This is a genomic window from Ensifer sp., from assembly GCF_035999185.1.
In the GTDB taxonomy this organism is placed as follows: domain Bacteria; phylum Pseudomonadota; class Alphaproteobacteria; order Rhizobiales; family Rhizobiaceae; genus Ensifer.
This window is the reverse complement of the sequence record NZ_DASYHB010000167.1, coordinates 1-17,664: the sequence shown is the minus strand read 5'-3', so window position 1 is coordinate 17,664 and position 17,664 is coordinate 1. Positions and strand designations below refer to the sequence as shown.

Annotated in this window: 18 protein-coding genes; 6 read left to right on the top strand and 12 right to left on the bottom strand. The window is 61.1% G+C overall.

The features are described from left to right. Window positions 1-155 precede the first annotated feature (155 nt). A complete protein-coding gene (locus VGO04_RS21035) occupies window positions 156-1,154 on the bottom strand; it encodes a glutathione S-transferase family protein (RefSeq protein WP_327497895.1) in 999 nt (332 codons plus the stop codon). Between the two features lie 175 nt (window positions 1,155-1,329). On the opposite strand from VGO04_RS21035, the gene VGO04_RS21030 reads away from it, so the two are divergent. Both VGO04_RS21030 and arsC read left to right on the top strand, forming a co-directional pair. Then, window positions 1,330-2,319, top strand: coding sequence for a glycerophosphodiester phosphodiesterase family protein (locus tag VGO04_RS21030; RefSeq protein ID WP_327497894.1), 990 nt, complete (start codon window positions 1,330-1,332; stop codon window positions 2,317-2,319). Between the two features lie 214 nt (window positions 2,320-2,533). Then, window positions 2,534-2,962, top strand: a complete 429-nt coding sequence (gene arsC / locus VGO04_RS21025; RefSeq protein ID WP_327497893.1) for an arsenate reductase (glutaredoxin) — start codon at window positions 2,534-2,536, stop codon at window positions 2,960-2,962. Window positions 2,963-3,031: 69 nt separating this feature from the next. On the opposite strand, the gene era is transcribed toward arsC, so the two are convergent. From era to rpoZ, 8 genes are all read right to left on the bottom strand, one after another. Beyond that, entirely contained in the window at window positions 3,032-3,961 is a 930-nt protein-coding gene (era, locus tag VGO04_RS21020) for a GTPase Era (RefSeq protein WP_327497892.1), read from the bottom strand. An 8-nt stretch (window positions 3,962-3,969) separates the two neighbouring features. Next, the gene (gene rnc / locus VGO04_RS21015) at window positions 3,970-4,686 is read right to left on the bottom strand and encodes a ribonuclease III (protein WP_327497891.1); all 717 of its coding nucleotides are present in this window, start codon (window positions 4,684-4,686) and stop codon (window positions 3,970-3,972) included. Beyond that, window positions 4,686-5,429: a signal peptidase I gene (lepB, locus tag VGO04_RS21010; RefSeq protein WP_327497890.1), complete on the bottom strand. Its 744-nt coding sequence runs from the start codon at window positions 5,427-5,429 to the stop codon at window positions 4,686-4,688. The genes rnc and lepB overlap by 1 nt, the downstream gene beginning before the upstream one ends. A 151-nt stretch (window positions 5,430-5,580) precedes the next feature. Further along, window positions 5,581-6,000, bottom strand: a complete 420-nt coding sequence (acpS, locus tag VGO04_RS21005; RefSeq protein ID WP_327497889.1) for a holo-ACP synthase — start codon at window positions 5,998-6,000, stop codon at window positions 5,581-5,583. Continuing rightward, a complete protein-coding gene (locus VGO04_RS21000) occupies window positions 5,997-6,551 on the bottom strand; it encodes a DUF2062 domain-containing protein (RefSeq protein ID WP_414650577.1) in 555 nt (184 codons plus the stop codon). Before VGO04_RS21000 ends, acpS begins: the two co-directional genes overlap by 4 nt. A gap of 191 nt (window positions 6,552-6,742) precedes the next feature. Then, window positions 6,743-6,892, bottom strand: coding sequence for a DUF3563 family protein (locus VGO04_RS20995; protein ID WP_327497888.1), 150 nt, complete (start codon window positions 6,890-6,892; stop codon window positions 6,743-6,745). A gap of 177 nt (window positions 6,893-7,069) precedes the next feature. After that, window positions 7,070-9,295: a bifunctional (p)ppGpp synthetase/guanosine-3',5'-bis(diphosphate) 3'-pyrophosphohydrolase gene (locus VGO04_RS20990; protein WP_327497887.1), complete on the bottom strand. Its 2,226-nt coding sequence runs from the start codon at window positions 9,293-9,295 to the stop codon at window positions 7,070-7,072. Window positions 9,296-9,398: 103 nt separating this feature from the next. Next, window positions 9,399-9,806, bottom strand: a complete 408-nt coding sequence (rpoZ, locus tag VGO04_RS20985; RefSeq protein ID WP_327497886.1) for a DNA-directed RNA polymerase subunit omega — start codon at window positions 9,804-9,806, stop codon at window positions 9,399-9,401. Between the two features lie 467 nt (window positions 9,807-10,273). On the opposite strand from rpoZ, the gene VGO04_RS20980 reads away from it, so the two are divergent. Then, complete coding sequence (locus tag VGO04_RS20980) at window positions 10,274-10,852, top strand: NYN domain-containing protein (protein WP_327497885.1); 579 nt, start codon at window positions 10,274-10,276, stop codon at window positions 10,850-10,852. A 156-nt stretch (window positions 10,853-11,008) separates the two neighbouring features. Here VGO04_RS20980 and smpB read toward each other — a convergent pair whose 3' ends face one another. Both smpB and dapA read right to left on the bottom strand, forming a co-directional pair. Then, window positions 11,009-11,488 (bottom strand): SsrA-binding protein SmpB, encoded by a 480-nt coding sequence (gene smpB, locus VGO04_RS20975; protein ID WP_057252818.1) that lies wholly within the window; start codon window positions 11,486-11,488, stop codon window positions 11,009-11,011. Then, window positions 11,488-12,372: a 4-hydroxy-tetrahydrodipicolinate synthase gene (gene dapA, locus VGO04_RS20970; RefSeq protein WP_327497884.1), complete on the bottom strand. Its 885-nt coding sequence runs from the start codon at window positions 12,370-12,372 to the stop codon at window positions 11,488-11,490. The genes smpB and dapA overlap by 1 nt, the downstream gene beginning before the upstream one ends. A 294-nt stretch (window positions 12,373-12,666) precedes the next feature. Between dapA and VGO04_RS20965 the strand changes: the two genes are divergently transcribed. The 3 genes from VGO04_RS20965 to VGO04_RS20955 all read left to right on the top strand — a co-directional run bounded on the left by VGO04_RS20965 (window position 12,667) and on the right by VGO04_RS20955 (window position 16,508). Continuing rightward, window positions 12,667-14,754, top strand: a complete 2,088-nt coding sequence (locus VGO04_RS20965) for a lytic transglycosylase domain-containing protein (RefSeq protein WP_327497883.1) — start codon at window positions 12,667-12,669, stop codon at window positions 14,752-14,754. Window positions 14,755-14,872: 118 nt separating this feature from the next. Further along, window positions 14,873-15,382 carry a BA14K family protein gene (locus VGO04_RS20960; RefSeq protein ID WP_327497882.1) on the top strand — a complete coding sequence of 170 codons (510 nt, stop codon included), beginning with the start codon at window positions 14,873-14,875 and terminating at the stop codon, window positions 15,380-15,382. A 241-nt stretch (window positions 15,383-15,623) separates the two neighbouring features. Then, window positions 15,624-16,508 (top strand): alpha/beta hydrolase, encoded by an 885-nt coding sequence (locus VGO04_RS20955; protein WP_327497881.1) that lies wholly within the window; start codon window positions 15,624-15,626, stop codon window positions 16,506-16,508. Window positions 16,509-16,673: 165 nt separating this feature from the next. Here the strand turns inward: VGO04_RS20955 and VGO04_RS20950 are convergent. Further along, window positions 16,674-17,664 (bottom strand): porin (locus VGO04_RS20950; RefSeq protein ID WP_327497880.1); only part of this gene is annotated, 991 nt, incomplete at its 5' end.

Here is a 17,664-nt window from a genome sequence, read left to right as displayed (position 1 = left end):
GGCCAAGTGAAGGCCTTCAGAGGAAATCCGAAACTCCACAGGAGATGGAGGCAAGGCCGTCCCGCTTTCGAGTGGCGGTCGGGACAGCATCGAGATCACATTGCCATGGCGGGCGCGAAGCGCTGCTCACGATGAGCAATGTCCCAATGGCGGCGCTACGCGCCCATGACACCGCGCCCTTTGAGCCGCGACCGATCGTGCGGGCGGTCGAAATCCTGGAGCGGCCCGGCGGGCACGATACGGGTCGGGTTGATATGGGCGATGCCGTAGTAGCCGCGCTTGATGTGGTCGATGCGCACGCTTTCGCGGATGCCCGGCCATTGGTAGATTTCGCGCAGATAGTTGGACAACGCCGGGTAATCCTCAATCCGGCGGATGTTGCACTTGAAGGCACCGTGATAGGCCGCGTCGAAGCGCACGAGGGTCACGAAAAGGCGGATGTCGGCCTCCGTGAGATAGTCGCCGGCCAGGTAACGGCTGGTCGCCAGATGGGCTTCGAGTTCGCCGAGCATGCCGAACAGGCTCGCCACCGCCTCGTCATAGGCTTCCTGGGTCTTGGCAAAACCGGCGCGATAGACGCCGTTGTTGACCCGTTCGTAGATCGGCCCGTTCCAGCGATCGATCTCGCTGACCAACGCTTCGGGATAGAAATCCAGCCGGTTGCCGGTCAGATGGTTGAAGCCCGTGTTCAGGATACGAATGATGTCGGCCGACTCGTTGTTGACGATACGCCCTTCCCGCATGTCCCAGAGCACGGGCACCGAGACCTTGCCGGTATAGGTCGGGTCGCTCGCCACATAGAGCTCATAGTGGAAACGGATCTTGCCGACGCGCTCGCCGGCATCGACCGGCGCGTCATAGACCCAGCCGTCCTCACCGAGCTCGGGATTGGACACCGTCAAGCCGACGACGTCCTCCAAACCTTTCAGATTACGAAAGGCGATCGTGCGCGAAGCCCAGGGGCAAAGATAGGAAACGAACAGGCGATAGCGACCGGCCTCGGCCGGCAAAGCCGGCTGGCCGTCAGGGCCTGGCGTGCCGTCAGGCGTGATCCAGTGGTGAAAGCGCGTCGGCTCGCGGTGAAAAGCGCCGCCCTTCATCTCGCTGGCAGCAACGTCGCCCTTCACCCATTTTCCCTCGACAAGCTGTGGCATCACGTCTCTCCCGGATCACACCTTCGGTGTCCGCTACCTCTCACGGGGCCTTGCCGACGGTCAATCGCGCGCACGGGAGACACATTGTTCGCAATTCCAGCTCCGCACGCGATGCGTGCGTCAACATTATCGCGCCACATTATCGGGCAATCCCGATTCCACGAGGAGAATCAGGATGAAGAAAACCCTTGCCATAGTCGCTTTGTTTGCCGCCCTTGTCTGGTTGATGAACACGTCACAGTTTGCGACCCCGCAGCCGGGTGCGGCAAAGCTGCTGTCCCACCGCGGTATGCACCAGACGTATCCGAAGGCGAATGTCGGCAACGACACTTGCACGGCGACGATCATCGACACGCCCAGCCACGCCCATCTGGAAAACACGATCGCCTCGATGCAGGCAGCCTTCGACGCCGGTGCAGACGTCGTTGAACTCGATGTGCATCTGACGCCGGACAAGCAGTTTGCGGTCTTTCACGACTGGACGCTCGATTGCCGCACCGAGGGCAAGGGTGTGACCGAGGAAACGCCGATGGCAACCCTGAAAACGCTTGATATCGGCTATGGCTACACCGCCGACGGTGGCAGGACCTTCCCGTTCCGCGGCAAGGGGGTCGGCCAGATGCCGACACTCGACGACGTGCTCACCGCCCTGCCCGACCGCAAGTTCCTCGTCAACTTCAAGAGCAAGCGGACGGAGGAAGGAACGGCGCTTGCGGCCCTTCTTGACGCTCAGCCGCAATGGCGAGAAGCCGTCTTTGGTGTTTATGGGGGCGAGAATCCGACGCGCGAGGCGCAGAAAAGGATCGAGGGCATACGCGGCTACGACCGGTCGTCGGTGATGGCCTGCTTTACCCGCTATCTCGGTTACGGATGGACCGGCCTGGTGCCGGATGCCTGCAAGAACACGCTTGTCGTCGTACCCGGAAACTACGCCCCGTTCCTCTGGGGCTGGCCCGATCGCTTCGCCGCGCGGATGAAAGCGGCCGGCAGCGAGATTATCCTGATCGGTCCGTACCATGGTGGTGACTTCTCCACCGGCATCGACACCGCGGAAGATCTCGAATTGGTCCCGCCTGGATTTGCCGGCTATGTCTGGACGAACCGGATCGAGACCATCGGCCCGGCGCTGAAGACGCGGCAGGCGGCGGAAGCCGGGCGCGGCTGACGTCCCACTGCATGTTTCCTTTGGTCGTAGCCAATCAAAGGATAAAAACACGCAGCAATTCAAAGTGCTACTGCGACCTTTGCGCGTCTGATAAGATGCGCGTCGCTTTAGGCGACCCAAGACTTGCCCCCTACCCAGATCAGCCCTATGCCTTCGGGCCAATGGTCGCGGCCCGCCCGAGGTCCGACCCGCTGATTGTGCAGGGGACAAGTTTATGAATGTCACGATCTATCACAACCCGGCTTGCGGCACGTCGCGCAACACGCTGGCGATGATCCGCAACGCCGGCATCGAGCCAACCGTGATCGAGTATCTGAAGGCGCCGCCGTCGCGACAGGAGCTGGAAAAGATGATTGCGGATACGGGCCTGACGGTGCGCGAGGCGATCCGCGAGAAAGGCACCCCCTATGCGGACCTCGGGCTTGGCGACCCAACGCTGAGTGACGAACAGCTGATCGACGCGATGATGGCACATCCGATCCTGATCAACCGCCCCCTCGTCGTGACGCCGATCGGCACGCGGCTTTGCCGCCCGTCGGAGCTGGTGCTCGATATCCTGCCCGACACGCACAAGGGGCCGTTCACCAAGGAAGACGGCGAGCCGGTCATCGATGCAGACGGAAAGCGCGTTTCCGGCGCGTGACACGGGCAACAAAAAAGGCACCCGTTCGCACGGGTGCCTGTATCGTCTCGTGGCGGATCGGCGCGCAGCCTACCGTGGGAATTCGAGGCCCATTTCGCGGAAGCGCTCCGGATCGTCGCCCCAGTTCTCGCGCACCTTGACGAACAGGAAAAGGTGCACCGGCTGCTCCAGGATCTCGGAGATTTCCTTGCGCGAGGCCGTGGAGATCGCCTTGATCGCATCGCCGTTCTTTCCGAGCGCGATCTTCTTCTGGCTTTCGCGCTCGACGTAGATCACCTGTTCGATGCGAACAGAGCCGTCCTTGCGCTCTTCCCACTTCTCGGTTTCGACATGCGAGGCGTAGGGGAGTTCCTGATGCAGCCGCAGGAACAGCTTCTCGCGGGTGATTTCGGCGGCAAGCTGACGCATCGGGAGATCGGAGATCTGGTCTTCCGGATAGTACCAGGGACCTTCCGGCAAAGTCTCGGCCAGATAGTCCATCAGATCCTTGCAGCCCGAACCGTTCAGCGCCGAGATCATGAAGGTGCGCTCGAACTGCACCGTCTCGTTGGCAGCCGCCGCAAGCTTCAGCAGATCCTCGGGCCGCACCTGATCGATCTTGTTCAGAACCAGGATCTTCGGCTGGTGGACTTCCTTCAAGCCTTCGAGGATCGTTTCCGCATCTCCCTTCAGGCCACGCTCGCTGTCGATCAGAAGCATGATCACGTCGGCGTCCTTGGCCCCGCCCCAGGCGGTGGTCACCATGGCGCGATCGAGCCGGCGGCGCGGCTTGAAGATGCCGGGCGTGTCCATGAAGACGATCTGGGCATTGTCGTGGATGGCGATGCCGCGCACGATCGCGCGTGTCGTCTGGACCTTATGGCTGACGATCGACACCTTGGCGCCGACGAGGCGGTTGACCAGGGTCGATTTGCCTGCATTGGTCGCGCCGATCAGCGCCACAAAACCCGAGTGGGTCGGCGCGCTTTCGGCGGCCGTATCTTTTTCCGTGTCCGTCATTTTTTCCGTCAATTTCCGGCGGACGTTTTCCGCCACACGCCTTCGCGTTCCAACAATTTCGTCGCGGCAACCTGCTCGGCGCCGCGTTTGGACCTGTCGATCCCGGTCTCCGGCGCAACGCCCGCCACTTCCACGGTCACCGTGAAACGCGGATCATGGTCGGGGCCGGACCGCTCGTCCGTCCGGTAGGTGGGCGCGGCACCAAACTTGGCATGCGCCCATTCCTGCAATTCGGTCTTCGCGTCGCGGCGGGCGCCGTCAGCGCGCGCAGCCCGATCCTTCCAATGGCGTAGGATGAAGCCACGGGCAGCATCGAGACCGCCGTCCAGGTAAATGGCCGCGATGAGCGACTCTACCACATCGGCGCGCACATTCATCATCGCCTTTCCGGTAATCTTTTTGACGTCGGAACCGGTGCGGATGAACTGGTGCAATTCCAGGTCATCGCCGACCTTGGCGCAGCTTTCGGCGCTGACCAGCTGGTTCAGCCGAACGGAAAGCTCGCCTTCGTTCGCCTCGCGAAACGTCTGGAATAGCAGTTCGGCCACGCAGAGCCCAAGCACCCGGTCCCCGAGAAACTCGAGACGCTGATAGTTGGAGCCCTTGGCGTTGCGGGCGCTGGAATGGGTGAGCGCCCGATCCAGGCGCTCCTTCTCCACAAACTGATAGCCGATCACGGCCTCGAGCTTTGCCCGATCTTCCGCGCTCAGCGACCGCGACTTCATCATTCGACCGCCTTGAACAGGCGGTCGTAGCGCAGGTTCGCCGGCCACTTCCAGATTTCGCGGAACGACGTGTCGTTGCCAAGCGAGAAGAAGATCAAGCTGGCGCGACCAACCAGGTTCTCGGCCGGGACGAAACCGACGTCGAAGCGACTGTCAGCCGAATTGTCACGGTTGTCGCCCATCATGAAGTAGTGGCCGGCAGGAACGATGAACTCGCGGGTGTTGTCGCCACGCGATTCCGGGAACTGGTCGAGCGTGTCGTAGGACACGCCGTTGTCCATCGTTTCGCGATAGACCGGAACGTCGCCGCCGGTGTCGTACTGGTCATCGGCACGGAAGGTCCCATCGGGCGCACGGTCGATCGGCTTGTCGTTGATGTAGAGGATGCTGTTGCGCATCTGGACGCGGTCGCCCGGCAGGCCGACGAGGCGCTTGATGTAGTCGATGTCCGGGTTCGGCGGGAAGCGGAAGACGACGATGTCGCCACGCTTCGGCTCGCTCGCGAAGATACGGCCGGAGAAGAGATCCGGAGACAGCGGCAGCGAATACTTGGAGAAGCCGTAGGCAAACTTGTTGACGAAGATGTAGTCGCCGACCAGCAGCGTCGGCATCATCGAACCTGAGGGAATGGTAAAGGGCTGGAAGAGGACCGTACGGATGACGACGGCCAGGAGCAGCGCCTGGATAACGACTTTCACGTTCTCCCACAGGCCGCTCTGCTTCGCTTCTGTCTTTTCTGCCACGCTACTGTGTTCCTTTGTCATCGCGAGGCCCCTCGCCGGGGCCCGCTCTTCTCTTTCGTCCGCAGTTTCGATCCCGTCCGATATTCCGGTTTCATATGCTGCAGATCGCCTGCCCTTCAATCGCTCCGGGCCGGTTTTCCAGCGGAATGCTCTAAACCGTTCCCTCAACCGGGGCAACGGGCAGCGCCTCGATAATCACGAAGGCCTGCGCAAGCGGAAAATCGTCCGTGATGGTCAGATGAATGGCCGCCCGATGATCAGGCGGCAGCATCTGCTGAAGCCGCGCCGCCGCACCGCCGGTCAGGTTCATGGTCGGTTTGCCGCCCGGCAAATTGATCACGCCCATGTCCTTCCAGAAGACGCCCTGCGCGAGCCCGGTGCCGAGCGCCTTGGAACAGGCTTCTTTTGCGGCAAAGCGCTTGGCATAGGACGCGGCACGGTTCTTCCGCCCTTCGGACTTCTTAATCTCGATGTCGGTGAAACAGCGCTGGACGAACCGCTCGCCAAAACGGGAGAGCGAGTTTTCAATCCGCCTGATATCAATCAGGTCGCTGCCGATGCCAATGATCATGAGGAAGATCCGAGGTCTTTGACGCGTTCCTGGCGCCGCTTCTGGAAGAGACGCGCTGCCTGGTAAGCCGCGACATAGGAGAAAAGCGCGCCGGCCGCCGCCAGAGGCAGGGAGCCGATGAGCATCGGCTTGAAGACAGGCCCCCACAGGGCGGAGAAGTCGAAATGCTCGACCATGCGCATCACATCGGCGCTGCTTGCGGCGTGAGCGCTCTCCACTCCCAGAATGGCAGTCCCAAGCTCGTAGGACGCCGTCAGGATCATCGGGATCGTGACGGGATTGGCGATCGCAGTTGTGATGGCCGCCGCGACAAGATTGCCCGAGAACAGAAAGGCGAGCGCGACGGCGATGATGATGTGCAGGCCGAAAAAAGGTGTGAAGGACGATGCAGCACCCGCGGCCACGCCGACGGCGATCGAATGTGGCGTCGACGAGAGCCGCAATATCCTGAGCGCGATGTAGCGCGGGCCACGCGCCAAGCCCTTGCGCGGCCAAAGCAGCGCGCGAAGTCTTTCGGAAATCGTGACCGGTTTTCTACGTCTGAATAACATTATGCCGTCATGACCGCGTCTTGACACCGTCAGCCGGCACAAGAGGGCGCGTCCGCCTATTTGCTGGCCGCAAGATAGGCGTCATGCCCGCTGCTTGCAACCCGCCGGCACGCCGCGCACCTTGTCGCAGGCGAGCCATTCACCGGATGCATGGCTTCATGCATTCCGGAACGAGACGGGATGCGATCGACTTAGTAGTTGCGGAACAGGCCGCGATCGATCTGGCGCTGACGGTATTCGAGATCGATGCGATCGACCGAGCTGTTGAGATAGGCGATCTCACGCTCTTCCTGAGTGGGGATGCGCAGGGCGCGGGTGATTTTCTTCAACTGATTGAACATGGCAAACCTCTTTGTTTACCTCCCGATGCAGAAGATAGTTTAGAGGTCCCTTTTCCACCAGTTCCAGGAAATGGCGGCAGCCATGCGCTTGCGGCATGGCTCGCCGTTTCGCTGTGCACCCCGTGCCTGTTTTGCAGGCATCTGCGCATGGGGCGTCAGCATCTCTACGCGATCAGCTCACTCGAAGAGACGCTTGACCAGGGATACGCTCGGCAGTTCCTTCAACTGCGCGATCAGGTGATTGAGCTGGCGCAGGTCCCAGACCTCGAGGTCGAACTGCAATTCGCTGAAGTCAGCCGCCACGCGCCCCATCGACAGCGAGCGGATGTTGACGTCGCTGGTGGCGATCGCCTGGGCCAGTTCCGCAAGGGTTCCCGGCTCGTTCAGCGCGCTGATGGCGATGCGCGCCATGAAGCGGCTGCTGTTGGCCTCGTCCAGGTCCCAACGCACGTCGATCCAGCGCTCCGGCTCGTCGTCGAATTTCTGCAGGATCGGCGACTGGATCGGGTAGATGGTGATGCCCTTGTCCTTTTCCATGATGCCGACGATGCGGTCGCCGGGGATGGCGCCGGCGGGACTGAAGTGCACCTCGGCATTGCCGGACAGTCCGCGAATCGGCAGGGCTTCCGGTCCTTCGGCCAGCACGGCGCCGTTCTGGTCCTTGCCGAGGCCCGGCAGCTTGAACACCATGCCGGCGGCACTGCGCATGTTGAACCAGCCGTCGTCGGCGCTGGGCTTCACCGTCACGCGCTCGTCCTGATGGTCCGGGAAGACTGCGCGCAGGACGTCGAGCGACGAGAGTTCGCCGCGACCGACGGACGCGATCGCGTCTTCGACTTCCTTGTGCCCAAGCCTATGCAGGGCCGGCTTCAGCGCTTCGCGCGAAAATGCCTTGCCGGCGCGCTCGAAGGTTCGCTCCAGAATGCGATAGCCGAGACCGGCATACTGCTTGCGGATGGCGGCACGCGTCGCCCTGCGGATGGCCGAACGCGCCTTGCCGGTGACGACGATTTCCTCCCACGCCGGCGGCGGCACCTGGATGCCCGAGCGGATGATCTCCACCTCGTCGCCGTTGTTAAGCCGGGTGACCAGCGGCATGATGCGGCCATTGATCTTGGCGCCGACGCAGGTGTCGCCGATATTGGTATGGACAGCATAGGCGAAGTCGATCGGCGTCGCGCCGCGCGGCAGCGCGATCAATTGCCCCTTGGGCGTGAAGCAGAAGACCTGGTCCTGGAACAGCTCGAGCTTGGTATGCTCCAGGAATTCCTCCGGATTGTCGCCCTCGGCAAGGGATTCGATCGTGCGTCGCAGCCAGGAATAGGCGTTCGACGCCGGCGACAGGGACGTGTCGTTGGCGTTGCCCTCCTTGTCCTTGTAGAGCGAGTGGGCCGCGATACCGTACTCGGCAATATCGTTCATGCGGCGCGTGCGGATCTGCAGCTCGATGCGCTGGCGCGACGGACCGACGATCGTGGTGTGGATCGACTGGTAGTCGTTCTGCTTCGGCGTCGAGATATAGTCCTTGAACCGGCCGGGCACGACCCGCCAGCGCGTGTGGACGATACCGAGCGCGCGATAGCACGACGGAATGTCGTCGACGATGATGCGGAAACCCCAGACGTCGGAAAGCTGCTCGAAGGACAGCGACTTCGACTGCATCTTGCGGAATACCGAATAGGGCTTCTTTTGCCGGCCCTTGACCTGGGCCGCCTTCAAGCCTTCGGCCTGAAGCAGCTCGCGCAACTCGTCCTCGATCTTCTTGATCAGGCCTTCATTGCGCTGGGAAAGCTCCTCGAGCCGTCGAGTGACCGTCTCGAACGCTTCGGGATTGATGTGGCGGAACGAAAGGTTTTCAAGTTCCTCGCGCATGTCCTGCATACCCATGCGACCGGCGAGCGGCGCATAGATATCCATGGTTTCTTCGGAGATGCGGGCCCGCTTTTCCGCCGACATGTGATCGAGCGTGCGCATGTTGTGCAGACGGTCGGCGAGCTTGACGAGCAGCACCCGCACGTCGTCCGAAATCGCCAGCAGCAGCTTGCGCAGGTTTTCGGCCTGCTTCGCCTTCTTGGTCACGAGATCGAGCTTCTTGATCTTCGTCAACCCCTCGACCAGCGCACCGATATCCTCGCCGAAGAGATCGTCGATCTCCTGCCGCGTCGCCGTCGTGTCCTCGATCGTGTCGTGCAGCAGAGCGACTGCGATCGTCGACTCGTCGAGCCGCATTTCCGTCAGGATCGCCGCGACTTCCAGGGGATGGGAGATGTAGGGGTCGCCGCTTGCCCGCTTCTGCTGCCCATGCTTCTGCATCGCATAGACGTAAGCCTTGTTCAGCAAGGCTTCATTGACGTCGGGCTTGTACTTTTGCACGCGCTCAACGAGCTCGTATTGGCGCATCATTCGCTGGCGGTCCCTTGGAAGAAACAAACAAAAAAAGTGCGCCAATCATACGAGTGGCGCACTGCTTTGAAAACACGTGGGAACGGGCGTTCCGCGACGGATCTCAGTAGTCGTCGCTCTTTTCCGGGGGCACGAGACCTTCGATGCCGGCCAGCAGTTCTTCTTCCGACATGCGGTCGAAGGTGATCGCTTCCGGCTGATCTTCGTCTTCGGCAACTTCGGCAAACGTCGTCTCGGCGTCCGTCTGAATGAGCGAAGCCGGATCCGGCTCGGGCTCGTCCACTTCGACATGCTTTTGCAGCGAGTGAATCAGATCTTCCTTGAGATCGCCGGGAGACAGCGTCTCATCCGCGATCTCGCGAAGTGCGACAACCGGGTTCTTGTCGTTGTCACGGTCAATGGTGATGGCAGCACCCTGAGAAATCAGGCGCGCACGGTGGCTGGCAAGCAGAACGAGTTCGAAACGGTTATCGACCTTGTCGATGCAATCTTCGACGGTGACGCGGGCCATTGCCTGTCCTTTTGGGCTCGAAGCGCGGCGGCATTGCCGCTGCACGGATTGACGACTCGAAACCGGAACAGCCGTCTAGCGACGGCCTCGTCGGCTTCGATTTCTGGATTTAGCCGCCCGGATACAATCAAAACAAGGCAAGTTCAAGTTTTTCCTTCAAGTGGACCTCACGTAGCGTCACACTTCGTGATAAAATGCGATCCTATCGGGCTGGAGAACCCTCACCACACACACACAGGTTGCATTCTGCGTGATGCCGTGAAACGCCCGATGGAAAAGGCACGCCTGGGGTGTGGACGATCTATAGCAACTGCTAAAACTAGCTATATTCGCAAGCGCTCAGCTGGAATAATGCAATACATAAGCTACATTATTTGCAATATCAGCAATTATTAATGTAAACGACTTATTTTTGCGCATCCGCCGGCAGGGGCGTTGATGCGCCGCCATTGGAAAAAGGAAAGACGATGTTCGACCCCCGCGAAAAGATCGCACTTTTTATCGACGGCGCAAATCTGTACGCGGCATCGAAGAGCCTCGGCTTCGACATCGACTATCGCAAACTCCTGAAAGCATTCCAGAAACGCGGCTACCTGCTGCGCGCCTACTACTACACGGCCCTCATCGAAGATCAGGAATATTCTTCGATCCGGCCCCTCATCGACTGGCTAGACTATAACGGTTACAAGGTCGTGACGAAGCCGGCCAAGGAATTCACGGACTCGCTTGGCCGCCGCAAGATCAAGGGCAATATGGATATCGAGCTGGCGATCGATGCCATGGAGCAGTCCGAAACCGTCGACCACCTCGTTATTTTCTCTGGCGACGGCGATTTCACCACGCTCGTCGAAGCGCTTCAGCGTCGCGGCCGCAAGGTTTCCGTCGTCTCGACGATGTCGACGCAGCCCCCGATGATCGCAGACGACCTGCGCCGCCAGGCCGACCACTTCATCGATCTCGCGACGCTTAGAGCCGAAATCGGCCGCGAACCTTCCGAACGCACGCAGAGACATAGCGAACCCGTTGCAGATCCCGTTGAAATTTAGGGGGAAACGCAGCGGTAGCAGGAATGTTCCGCTTCAACGCAGACATTCGTCGGCGATCTTATAAATCACTGAATCCAATCAGAATTTCTTAGCAAATCACCGCACCAGCCGGCCCTTCGACCCAGCTTCAGCTGGTTTGAACGTGCTTGGTTTCGCTCAGCCGCGGTCTTTCAAGAGTCGGTTCTTCTGCCGGTTCCAATCGCGTTCCTTGGACGTCTCGCGCTTGTCGTGCAGCTTCTTGCCCTTGCCGAGCGCCAGCTCGAGCTTCGCCCTGCCGCGTTCGTTGAAGTAGATCCGAAGCGGGATCAGCGACATGCCCTCGCGATTCACCGCACCTTGCAGCCGATTGACCTCGCGTTTCGACAGAAGCAGCTTCCGCCGCCGCCGTGTTTCGTGGTTGAAGCGGTTGGCCTGCAGATACTCCGGCAGGTAGGAGTTGATCAGCCAGATCTCTCCCCCCTCGTCCGTCGCATAGGATTCCGCGATATTGGCCTTGCCTTCGCGCAACGACTTGACCTCGGTGCCGGTCAAAACCAGACCGGCCTCGTAGGTGTCGACGATCTCGTAGTTGAAGCGGGCCTTGCGGTTTTCCGCCACAACCTTGTTGACCGTGCGCTGGCTTCCTTTGGGTGCCATCAGTTCGTCAATCCTGCGTGCCTCAGCGCCGCGTCAATCGCCGCTTCGGTTGCCGGCTCCAGGGTCGGCAGAAGCGGTGAACGCACGGCGCGGCTCATCCGACCAAGGCGATTCAAGGCAAACTTCGCGCCACAGAGGCCCGGCTCCATGAAGATCGCCTTGTGCAGCGGCATCAGCTTGTCCTGATAGGCGAGCGCCTTGGCATAATCGCCGGCAAGCGTTGCTTCCTGGAACTCGGCGCAAAGGCGCGGCGCAACGTTTGCCGTGACGGAAATGCAGCCAACGCCGCCATGCGCGTTGAAGCCGAGCGCGGTCGCGTCTTCGCCGGAAAGCTGAACGAACTCAGGACCGCAAGCCATACGCTGCTCGGACACGCGCTCGATCTTGCCGGTCGCATCCTTGACGCCGATGATGTTCGCATGGGCCTTGCTGAGAGCGGCCATCGTCTCGACGCTCATATCCACGACCGAGCGGCCGGGGATGTTGTAGATCACGATCGGCACCTTCACGCTTTCGGCGATCGCGGCATAATGCGCGAACAGACCCTTCTGCGTCGGCTTGTTGTAATAGGGTGTGACGACCAGGATCGCATCTGCGCCCGCCTTCTCGGCGTGCTGTGCAAGCTCGATGGCCTCGGTCGTGTTGTTGGAGCCGGCACCGGCGATCACCGGGACGCGCTTGGCGGCCGCCTCGATGCAGAGTTCAACCACTTTCTTGTGTTCGTCATGCGACAGGGTCGGAGACTCGCCGGTCGTGCCAACGGGCACGAGGCCATGGCTGCCCTCTTTTATCTGCCATTCCACATGCGCGACGAAACCATCCGCATCCACCGCGCCGGCGGCGGTGAACGGCGTTACGAGAGCGGGAATGGAACCCTTGAACATGCACAACTCCTGACGGCGCAAAAGCCGAGTATGCACTCATGCTTTGGCCGTAATCGACGGTTAGAAAACTGCCGCACCATAATCATGTGAGGTGGCTGCGGCAAGCGCCGTGACATGGCATTTCTCGCTGGTTTTCATGCAAAAGCTTGTGTTCCGGCCGGCATAATCGATGTCGCGCGACCGATGTCGCAGGGCGGGCAAGGTGCAATTGCGATGATCGATAACAGCCGCGGGTCTTGTCCACACTTCCCCGTCGGCACATGATTGCGGGACACGGGGAACACGGGGTTCTTGATGCGCGGATCAACCTTTCTGCCTGTCGCCATGATCGTTGGCGCTGCGTTTCTTTCCTCGCCGGTCCTTAGCTCCGAAACGCCTGACCGGATCCCCGTGCCGGCACGAAAGCCCGAGACCTCAAACCCCAAGACCTCAAATAGGGCCGCCCCGGTTGCAGCCGACGAAACCACGAGCGCCGTTCAGGCGGTTCAGATTGTTCCGCCGATCAGCAGCGATCTGAAGACGGGTCTTGACGCCCTTTCCAACAGGCAGCCAAGCCAGGCGATTGCCGCACGTGACGCGATGGCCGAGGGTACGCTCGATCGCCATATCCTGACCTGGGCAATCGCTGTTTCCGGACAGCGCGGCGTTCCGTCCTTCGAGATTGCCGACGCGCAACGGGAACTTCAGGGCTGGCCCGGCCTGAAGTCGCTGCGCGCCAATTCCGAACGCGCGCTCTATCGCGAAAATCCTCCGACGGCTGACGTGCTCTCCGCCTTCGGCAACACGCAGCCCGAGACGACCGAAGGAGCCCTCATCCTTACCCGCGCGCTCGTCGCCCAGGGGCAAACCGACGCCGCGGCGAAACGCCTGCGGGCCATTTGGCAGCGAGAGGGGCTCGACAAGGATATCGAGACAAAGATCCTCGCCGAGTTTTCCGGCTTGCTGACGGTAGGCGACCATCAACGGCGCATGGCGATGCTGCTTTATCGCAACCGCGTCGAGCAGGCTGAACGTTTCGGCGAGCTCGGAAAAGCGCAATCACTTTACCGCGCCTGGGCGGCAGTCAGCCGCGGCAACGCAAACGCTGCCGCCCTCATCACGGCAGTCGATCCGTCCTGGCGCAAGGACCCCGCTTACCTGTTCATACAGATCGAGGCCTTGCGCAAAGAGAAAAAGTACGAGGAAGCGGCCAAGCTGCTTGCGCGCATGCCGAAGGACCGGGGCGCATTGGTCAACCCGGGAGAATGGTGGGTCGAGCAACGGGTCGTCAGCCGAGGGTTGCTCGATGCCGGCGACTTTCGCGGTGCCTACCGAATTGCGGCCGGCCACCTGGCGACGGAAGCGACCGATGTCGTCGATGCGGAGTTTCATGCGGGCTGGTACGCCTTGCGCGGCATGGAAGACCCGGCCACTGCCTCCCGTCATTTCCGCCGCATCCTGGACGCGTCCAATCGTCCGCTATCGGCCTCGCGTGCCTGGTACTGGCTTGGGCGATCCGCCGAAGCGGGCGGACCGGGGAATTCCGAGGAATATTTCGCCAACGCGGCGCGCTATCCCGGAACATTTTATGGACAGCTCGCGGCGGCGCGGCTCGGTCGCAAGACGCTGAATGTCGCCTACCCCGCCCCAACGGCGGCCGACCGGACACGCTTCGAAAGCCGGGAGGCGGTGCGCGCGATCACGCGGCTTGAGGCTGCTGGTCACGCCTGGCGCGCCGACAGCATCTATCGCGCGCTTGCCGACGAGCTCACAAGCCCCGGCGAGCTTGCGCTGCTTTCGGCCCGAGCAGAGAAGACCGGCAACCATCAGCTCTCCCTTCAGGTGGGCAAGATCGCGTTCGGGAGGGGCATCGACGTAGCAGCGCTCGCCTTCCCGGTTGGCGTGATCCCGGCGAACGCCAATATCGGCGGCTCCGGCAAGGCGCTCGCCTATGCGATCGCACGCCAGGAAAGCGCCTTCAATCCGGGGGCCATCTCCACCGCCAACGCCCGCGGGCTGTTGCAATTGATGCCGGGCACCGCAAAAGGCGTCGCCGGCCGCTATGGGCTCGCCTACTCCCAGGACCGGCTGACCAGCGACGCCGGCTACAACGCCACGCTCGGCGCCCACTATCTCGGTGAACAGATCAACAGTTTCGGCGGATCCTACATTTTGACCTTCATCGCCTACAATGCCGGTCCGCGTCGCGTGCCTGAATGGCTGGAGCGCTATGGCGACCCGCGCGGCAAGCCGATCGACGAGGTTGTCGACTGGATCGAGCGCATCCCGTTTCAGGAAACGCGCAACTACGTGCAGCGGGTGATGGAGAACTATCAGGTCTACAAGTCGAGACTTGGCCAGCAGTCAGACATCGTCGAGGATCTCAGGATGGGACGTCAGTAGACCATGCCGGCTTTCGTCGCGATCAAGTAATCGTGATGGCCTTCGGCGGCACAAACGACGTTTTCAGCCATTTCCGTTCCAAAGGTTCGAGATTCCTGGAAGGAAATGGTGAACGATCATGAAGACGCTGACAATTGTTGCGCTTTCGCTGGTGACCGCAATAAGTGGCGTTTCGCCCGCCATTGCATTCCCGAGCACTCCGAAGGTCGCATCTGCAACGACGAACACGCAGCAGGTGCAGTTCTCCTATGAGCGCGGAGAAGAGCGCAAGAACCGTTCCAGTTGCGCTGTCCCCTATTGCGAGCTGCGCGGGCGCGGCTATGACCGCCATAATCGCGACGGCTACTACCGCAACGGCAATTATCGGGACGGCTACTATCGGGATCGCTATCGACGCCACTATCGCGACTACGATGACAACAATGTCGGAGCGATCATCGGTGGACTGGCCGCCGGGGCGATCATTGGCGGATTGATCAACCAGCCGAGATACTACAACCAGCCGAGAGTTGTTGGCACCAGCGACCATACTCGCTGGTGCTATGCACGCTATCGGTCCTATCGCGCCTACGATAACACCTACCAGCCGTACAGCGGCTCACGGCGGCAATGCTATTCGCCATATTGACGAACTGGCTGCCCCCTCTGGGCAGCTTCACCGCATGAGGCTGCGCATTTGCTCTGAAAGAGCTTACGCACTTGCCATCAGTCAGCGCACAACGACTATGTCCCGAATGCTCGCTGTGCCTCACTCCGATCATAGCGAACCAGGCTGATGTAGCAGCTACACCTGCCCTTCGCTCCAATGCCGCCTTGCCCTTTTGTCTTCAACGTTTACGATCCTCGGCGTCTGCGAAACGGGGGCGCGCATGGACCAAATTCGGGAGCACTGGTTCCAGGCAAGCGATGGCCTTCAACTTTATGCACGAACGTACGCCCCTCCCCACTCGTCGTCAGCAGTGCCCGTCGTGTGCTTGCCGGGTCTCACACGCAACAGTCGCGACTTTCACGAACTTGCCATCTTCCTGTCTTCGCCGTCTGGCGGCGGACATCCGGTGACGGCACTGGACTATCGAGGGCGCGGCAACGCCGCACGTGACGCCGACAAGAGCCACTACACGATCGCAATCGAAACGGCTGACGCTGTCACCGCCTGCGCCCATTTGGCTATCGAACGGGCGGCCTTCATAGGCACCTCACGGGGCGGGCTGATTCTGCATCAGCTCGTCGGCGCCTTCCCCGGTTTGATCGCGGGCGTCGTCCTCAACGATATCGGGCCGGTGCTCGAAATCGGCGGTCTGCTCGCGATCAGGGACTATCTCAATGTTGCGACGGGACCGGCAAGCTGGGATGAGGCGCCGGACTATCTGAAGAACCTGCACGGCGGCGATTTTCCGGCCCTTCAAGATTCCGATTGGCTGCAAATGGCAAACGCGATCTACCGCGATGAAGACGGCGCGCCCGTTGCCGATTTCGATCCCGCAATCGCTGAACAGCTACGCGGTTTGACGGCCGAGACGCCTTTGCCCGATCTCTGGCCGCGGTTCGATACCCTGACGCGCGTCCCGCTCATGGCAATTCGCGGCGAAAACTCGCGGCTGCTGTCGCAAGCGACGGTCGCGGAAATGGGCCGCCGGCACCCGGGGATGGTGCAATTCACCGCCCTTGGTCAGGGCCACGCACCGCTTTTGCACCTCGATGGCCCTCGGCAGGCACTGGCCGCATTCGTGAATGGCATTCGTCGCGCCCCTTAGTCAGTCGCACCAACAAAATACATGCTGAGTATTTGACTTGACTGACCGGCGGCGCGCGGTCGCAGGATGTCGGGCAGCGCATCCTGATGCCTCAGCGGTGCGCCATCAAAACGAAAAAGCCCGGCTCGAAAGCCGGGCTTCTCTTCTGACCGAGGTCAGATGATCTTAGAAGTCGCGCTGAAGGCGAACGAAGCCAAATACCTGGTCGTCCGAGTTGTCCTGGTCTTCGTACTGAACCGAGACGCGGGTCGCCAGACCTTCGGTGATCTTGTAGTCGAGCGTGACGCCAGCGCGCCATGCATCGTCGTTACCGAAGTCAACCAGCGAGCCGTTGCTCAGGCTGCCGAAGTACTGGAAGCCGGGGGTGATGGCCAGCTTGTCGGTGGCGTTGAAGCGGTACGAAGCCGCAACGGTCCACTCAGACTTTTCCCAGTAAGCGTTCGGGTTCGAAGCCCAGATACCAGCGAGCTGGAATACGCCCGGGCCGAGGTCAGCCGAAAGCAGAGCGCGGATTGCGCCTTCTTCGAGTTCAGAGTCGTAACCGCCGAGCAGGTCGAAGGAAACGCCGCCGAGCGAAGCCGAAACGATACCGGAAACGCCAACACCGTTCGACTTGGTCGAGGTGCCTTCGAGTTCGTCAACCGAGAGACCGGCCTGGAACGAACCGCCGTCATAGAGGTAGGCGATCGAGTTGAATTCGGTGAAGTTGCCGAGCGAGTCGGTTTCGCCGTTCAGGCCCTTATCCCACCAGTTGTAGAAGAAGCCGGCCTTCAGGCCACCGAGCTGGATGTAGGCTTCGTCAACGTCGATGAAGCTGTCGCCGATGTCGGTGTCGTTGTCAGCGTTGAACTCAGCAGCGAAGAAGCCGGTGAGCGTGCCGTACTCGGTGTCGCTCTTGGCGTCAAACGAGATGTATGCGCGGGAGAAAACGTCCCAGTCCGACGTGGACTGACCGCCCAGGTTGCCCTGATTGTAACGGCTGTCAGCAGCGTCTTCACCGAAAGAACCCTGAACGCGGATGAAGCCGCCGATCTTGAGGCAGGTTTCGGTGCCCGGGATGTAGAAGTAGCCAGTGCCGAAAGCGTCGCAAACGCGAACGTATTCCATGGGCTCCGGCTCGGCTGCGACGATTGCGTCAGCTGCCTGTGCGCCGGAA

What these genes read in the sequence shown, in the direction of transcription:
- VGO04_RS21035 (WP_327497895.1), bottom strand. Translation starts at nt 1,154, where the DNA reads ATGCCACAGCTTGTCGAGGGAAAATGGGTGAAGGGCGACGTTGCTGCC.
- VGO04_RS21030 (WP_327497894.1), top strand. Translation starts at nt 1,330, where the DNA reads ATGAAGAAAACCCTTGCCATAGTCGCTTTGTTTGCCGCCCTTGTCTGG.
- arsC (WP_327497893.1), top strand. Translation starts at nt 2,534, where the DNA reads ATGAATGTCACGATCTATCACAACCCGGCTTGCGGCACGTCGCGCAAC.
- era (WP_327497892.1), bottom strand. Translation starts at nt 3,961, where the DNA reads ATGACGGACACGGAAAAAGATACGGCCGCCGAAAGCGCGCCGACCCAC.
- rnc (WP_327497891.1), bottom strand. Translation starts at nt 4,686, where the DNA reads ATGAAGTCGCGGTCGCTGAGCGCGGAAGATCGGGCAAAGCTCGAGGCC.
- acpS (WP_327497889.1), bottom strand. Translation starts at nt 6,000, where the DNA reads ATGATCATTGGCATCGGCAGCGACCTGATTGATATCAGGCGGATTGAA.
- VGO04_RS21000 (WP_414650577.1), bottom strand. Translation starts at nt 6,551, where the DNA reads ATGTTATTCAGACGTAGAAAACCGGTCACGATTTCCGAAAGACTTCGC.
- VGO04_RS20995 (WP_327497888.1), bottom strand. Translation starts at nt 6,892, where the DNA reads ATGTTCAATCAGTTGAAGAAAATCACCCGCGCCCTGCGCATCCCCACT.
- VGO04_RS20990 (WP_327497887.1), bottom strand. Translation starts at nt 9,295, where the DNA reads ATGATGCGCCAATACGAGCTCGTTGAGCGCGTGCAAAAGTACAAGCCC.
- rpoZ (WP_327497886.1), bottom strand. Translation starts at nt 9,806, where the DNA reads ATGGCCCGCGTCACCGTCGAAGATTGCATCGACAAGGTCGATAACCGT.
- VGO04_RS20980 (WP_327497885.1), top strand. Translation starts at nt 10,274, where the DNA reads ATGTTCGACCCCCGCGAAAAGATCGCACTTTTTATCGACGGCGCAAAT.
- smpB (WP_057252818.1), bottom strand. Translation starts at nt 11,488, where the DNA reads ATGGCACCCAAAGGAAGCCAGCGCACGGTCAACAAGGTTGTGGCGGAA.
- dapA (WP_327497884.1), bottom strand. Translation starts at nt 12,372, where the DNA reads ATGTTCAAGGGTTCCATTCCCGCTCTCGTAACGCCGTTCACCGCCGCC.
- VGO04_RS20965 (WP_327497883.1), top strand. Translation starts at nt 12,667, where the DNA reads ATGCGCGGATCAACCTTTCTGCCTGTCGCCATGATCGTTGGCGCTGCG.
- VGO04_RS20960 (WP_327497882.1), top strand. Translation starts at nt 14,873, where the DNA reads ATGAAGACGCTGACAATTGTTGCGCTTTCGCTGGTGACCGCAATAAGT.
- VGO04_RS20955 (WP_327497881.1), top strand. Translation starts at nt 15,624, where the DNA reads ATGGACCAAATTCGGGAGCACTGGTTCCAGGCAAGCGATGGCCTTCAA.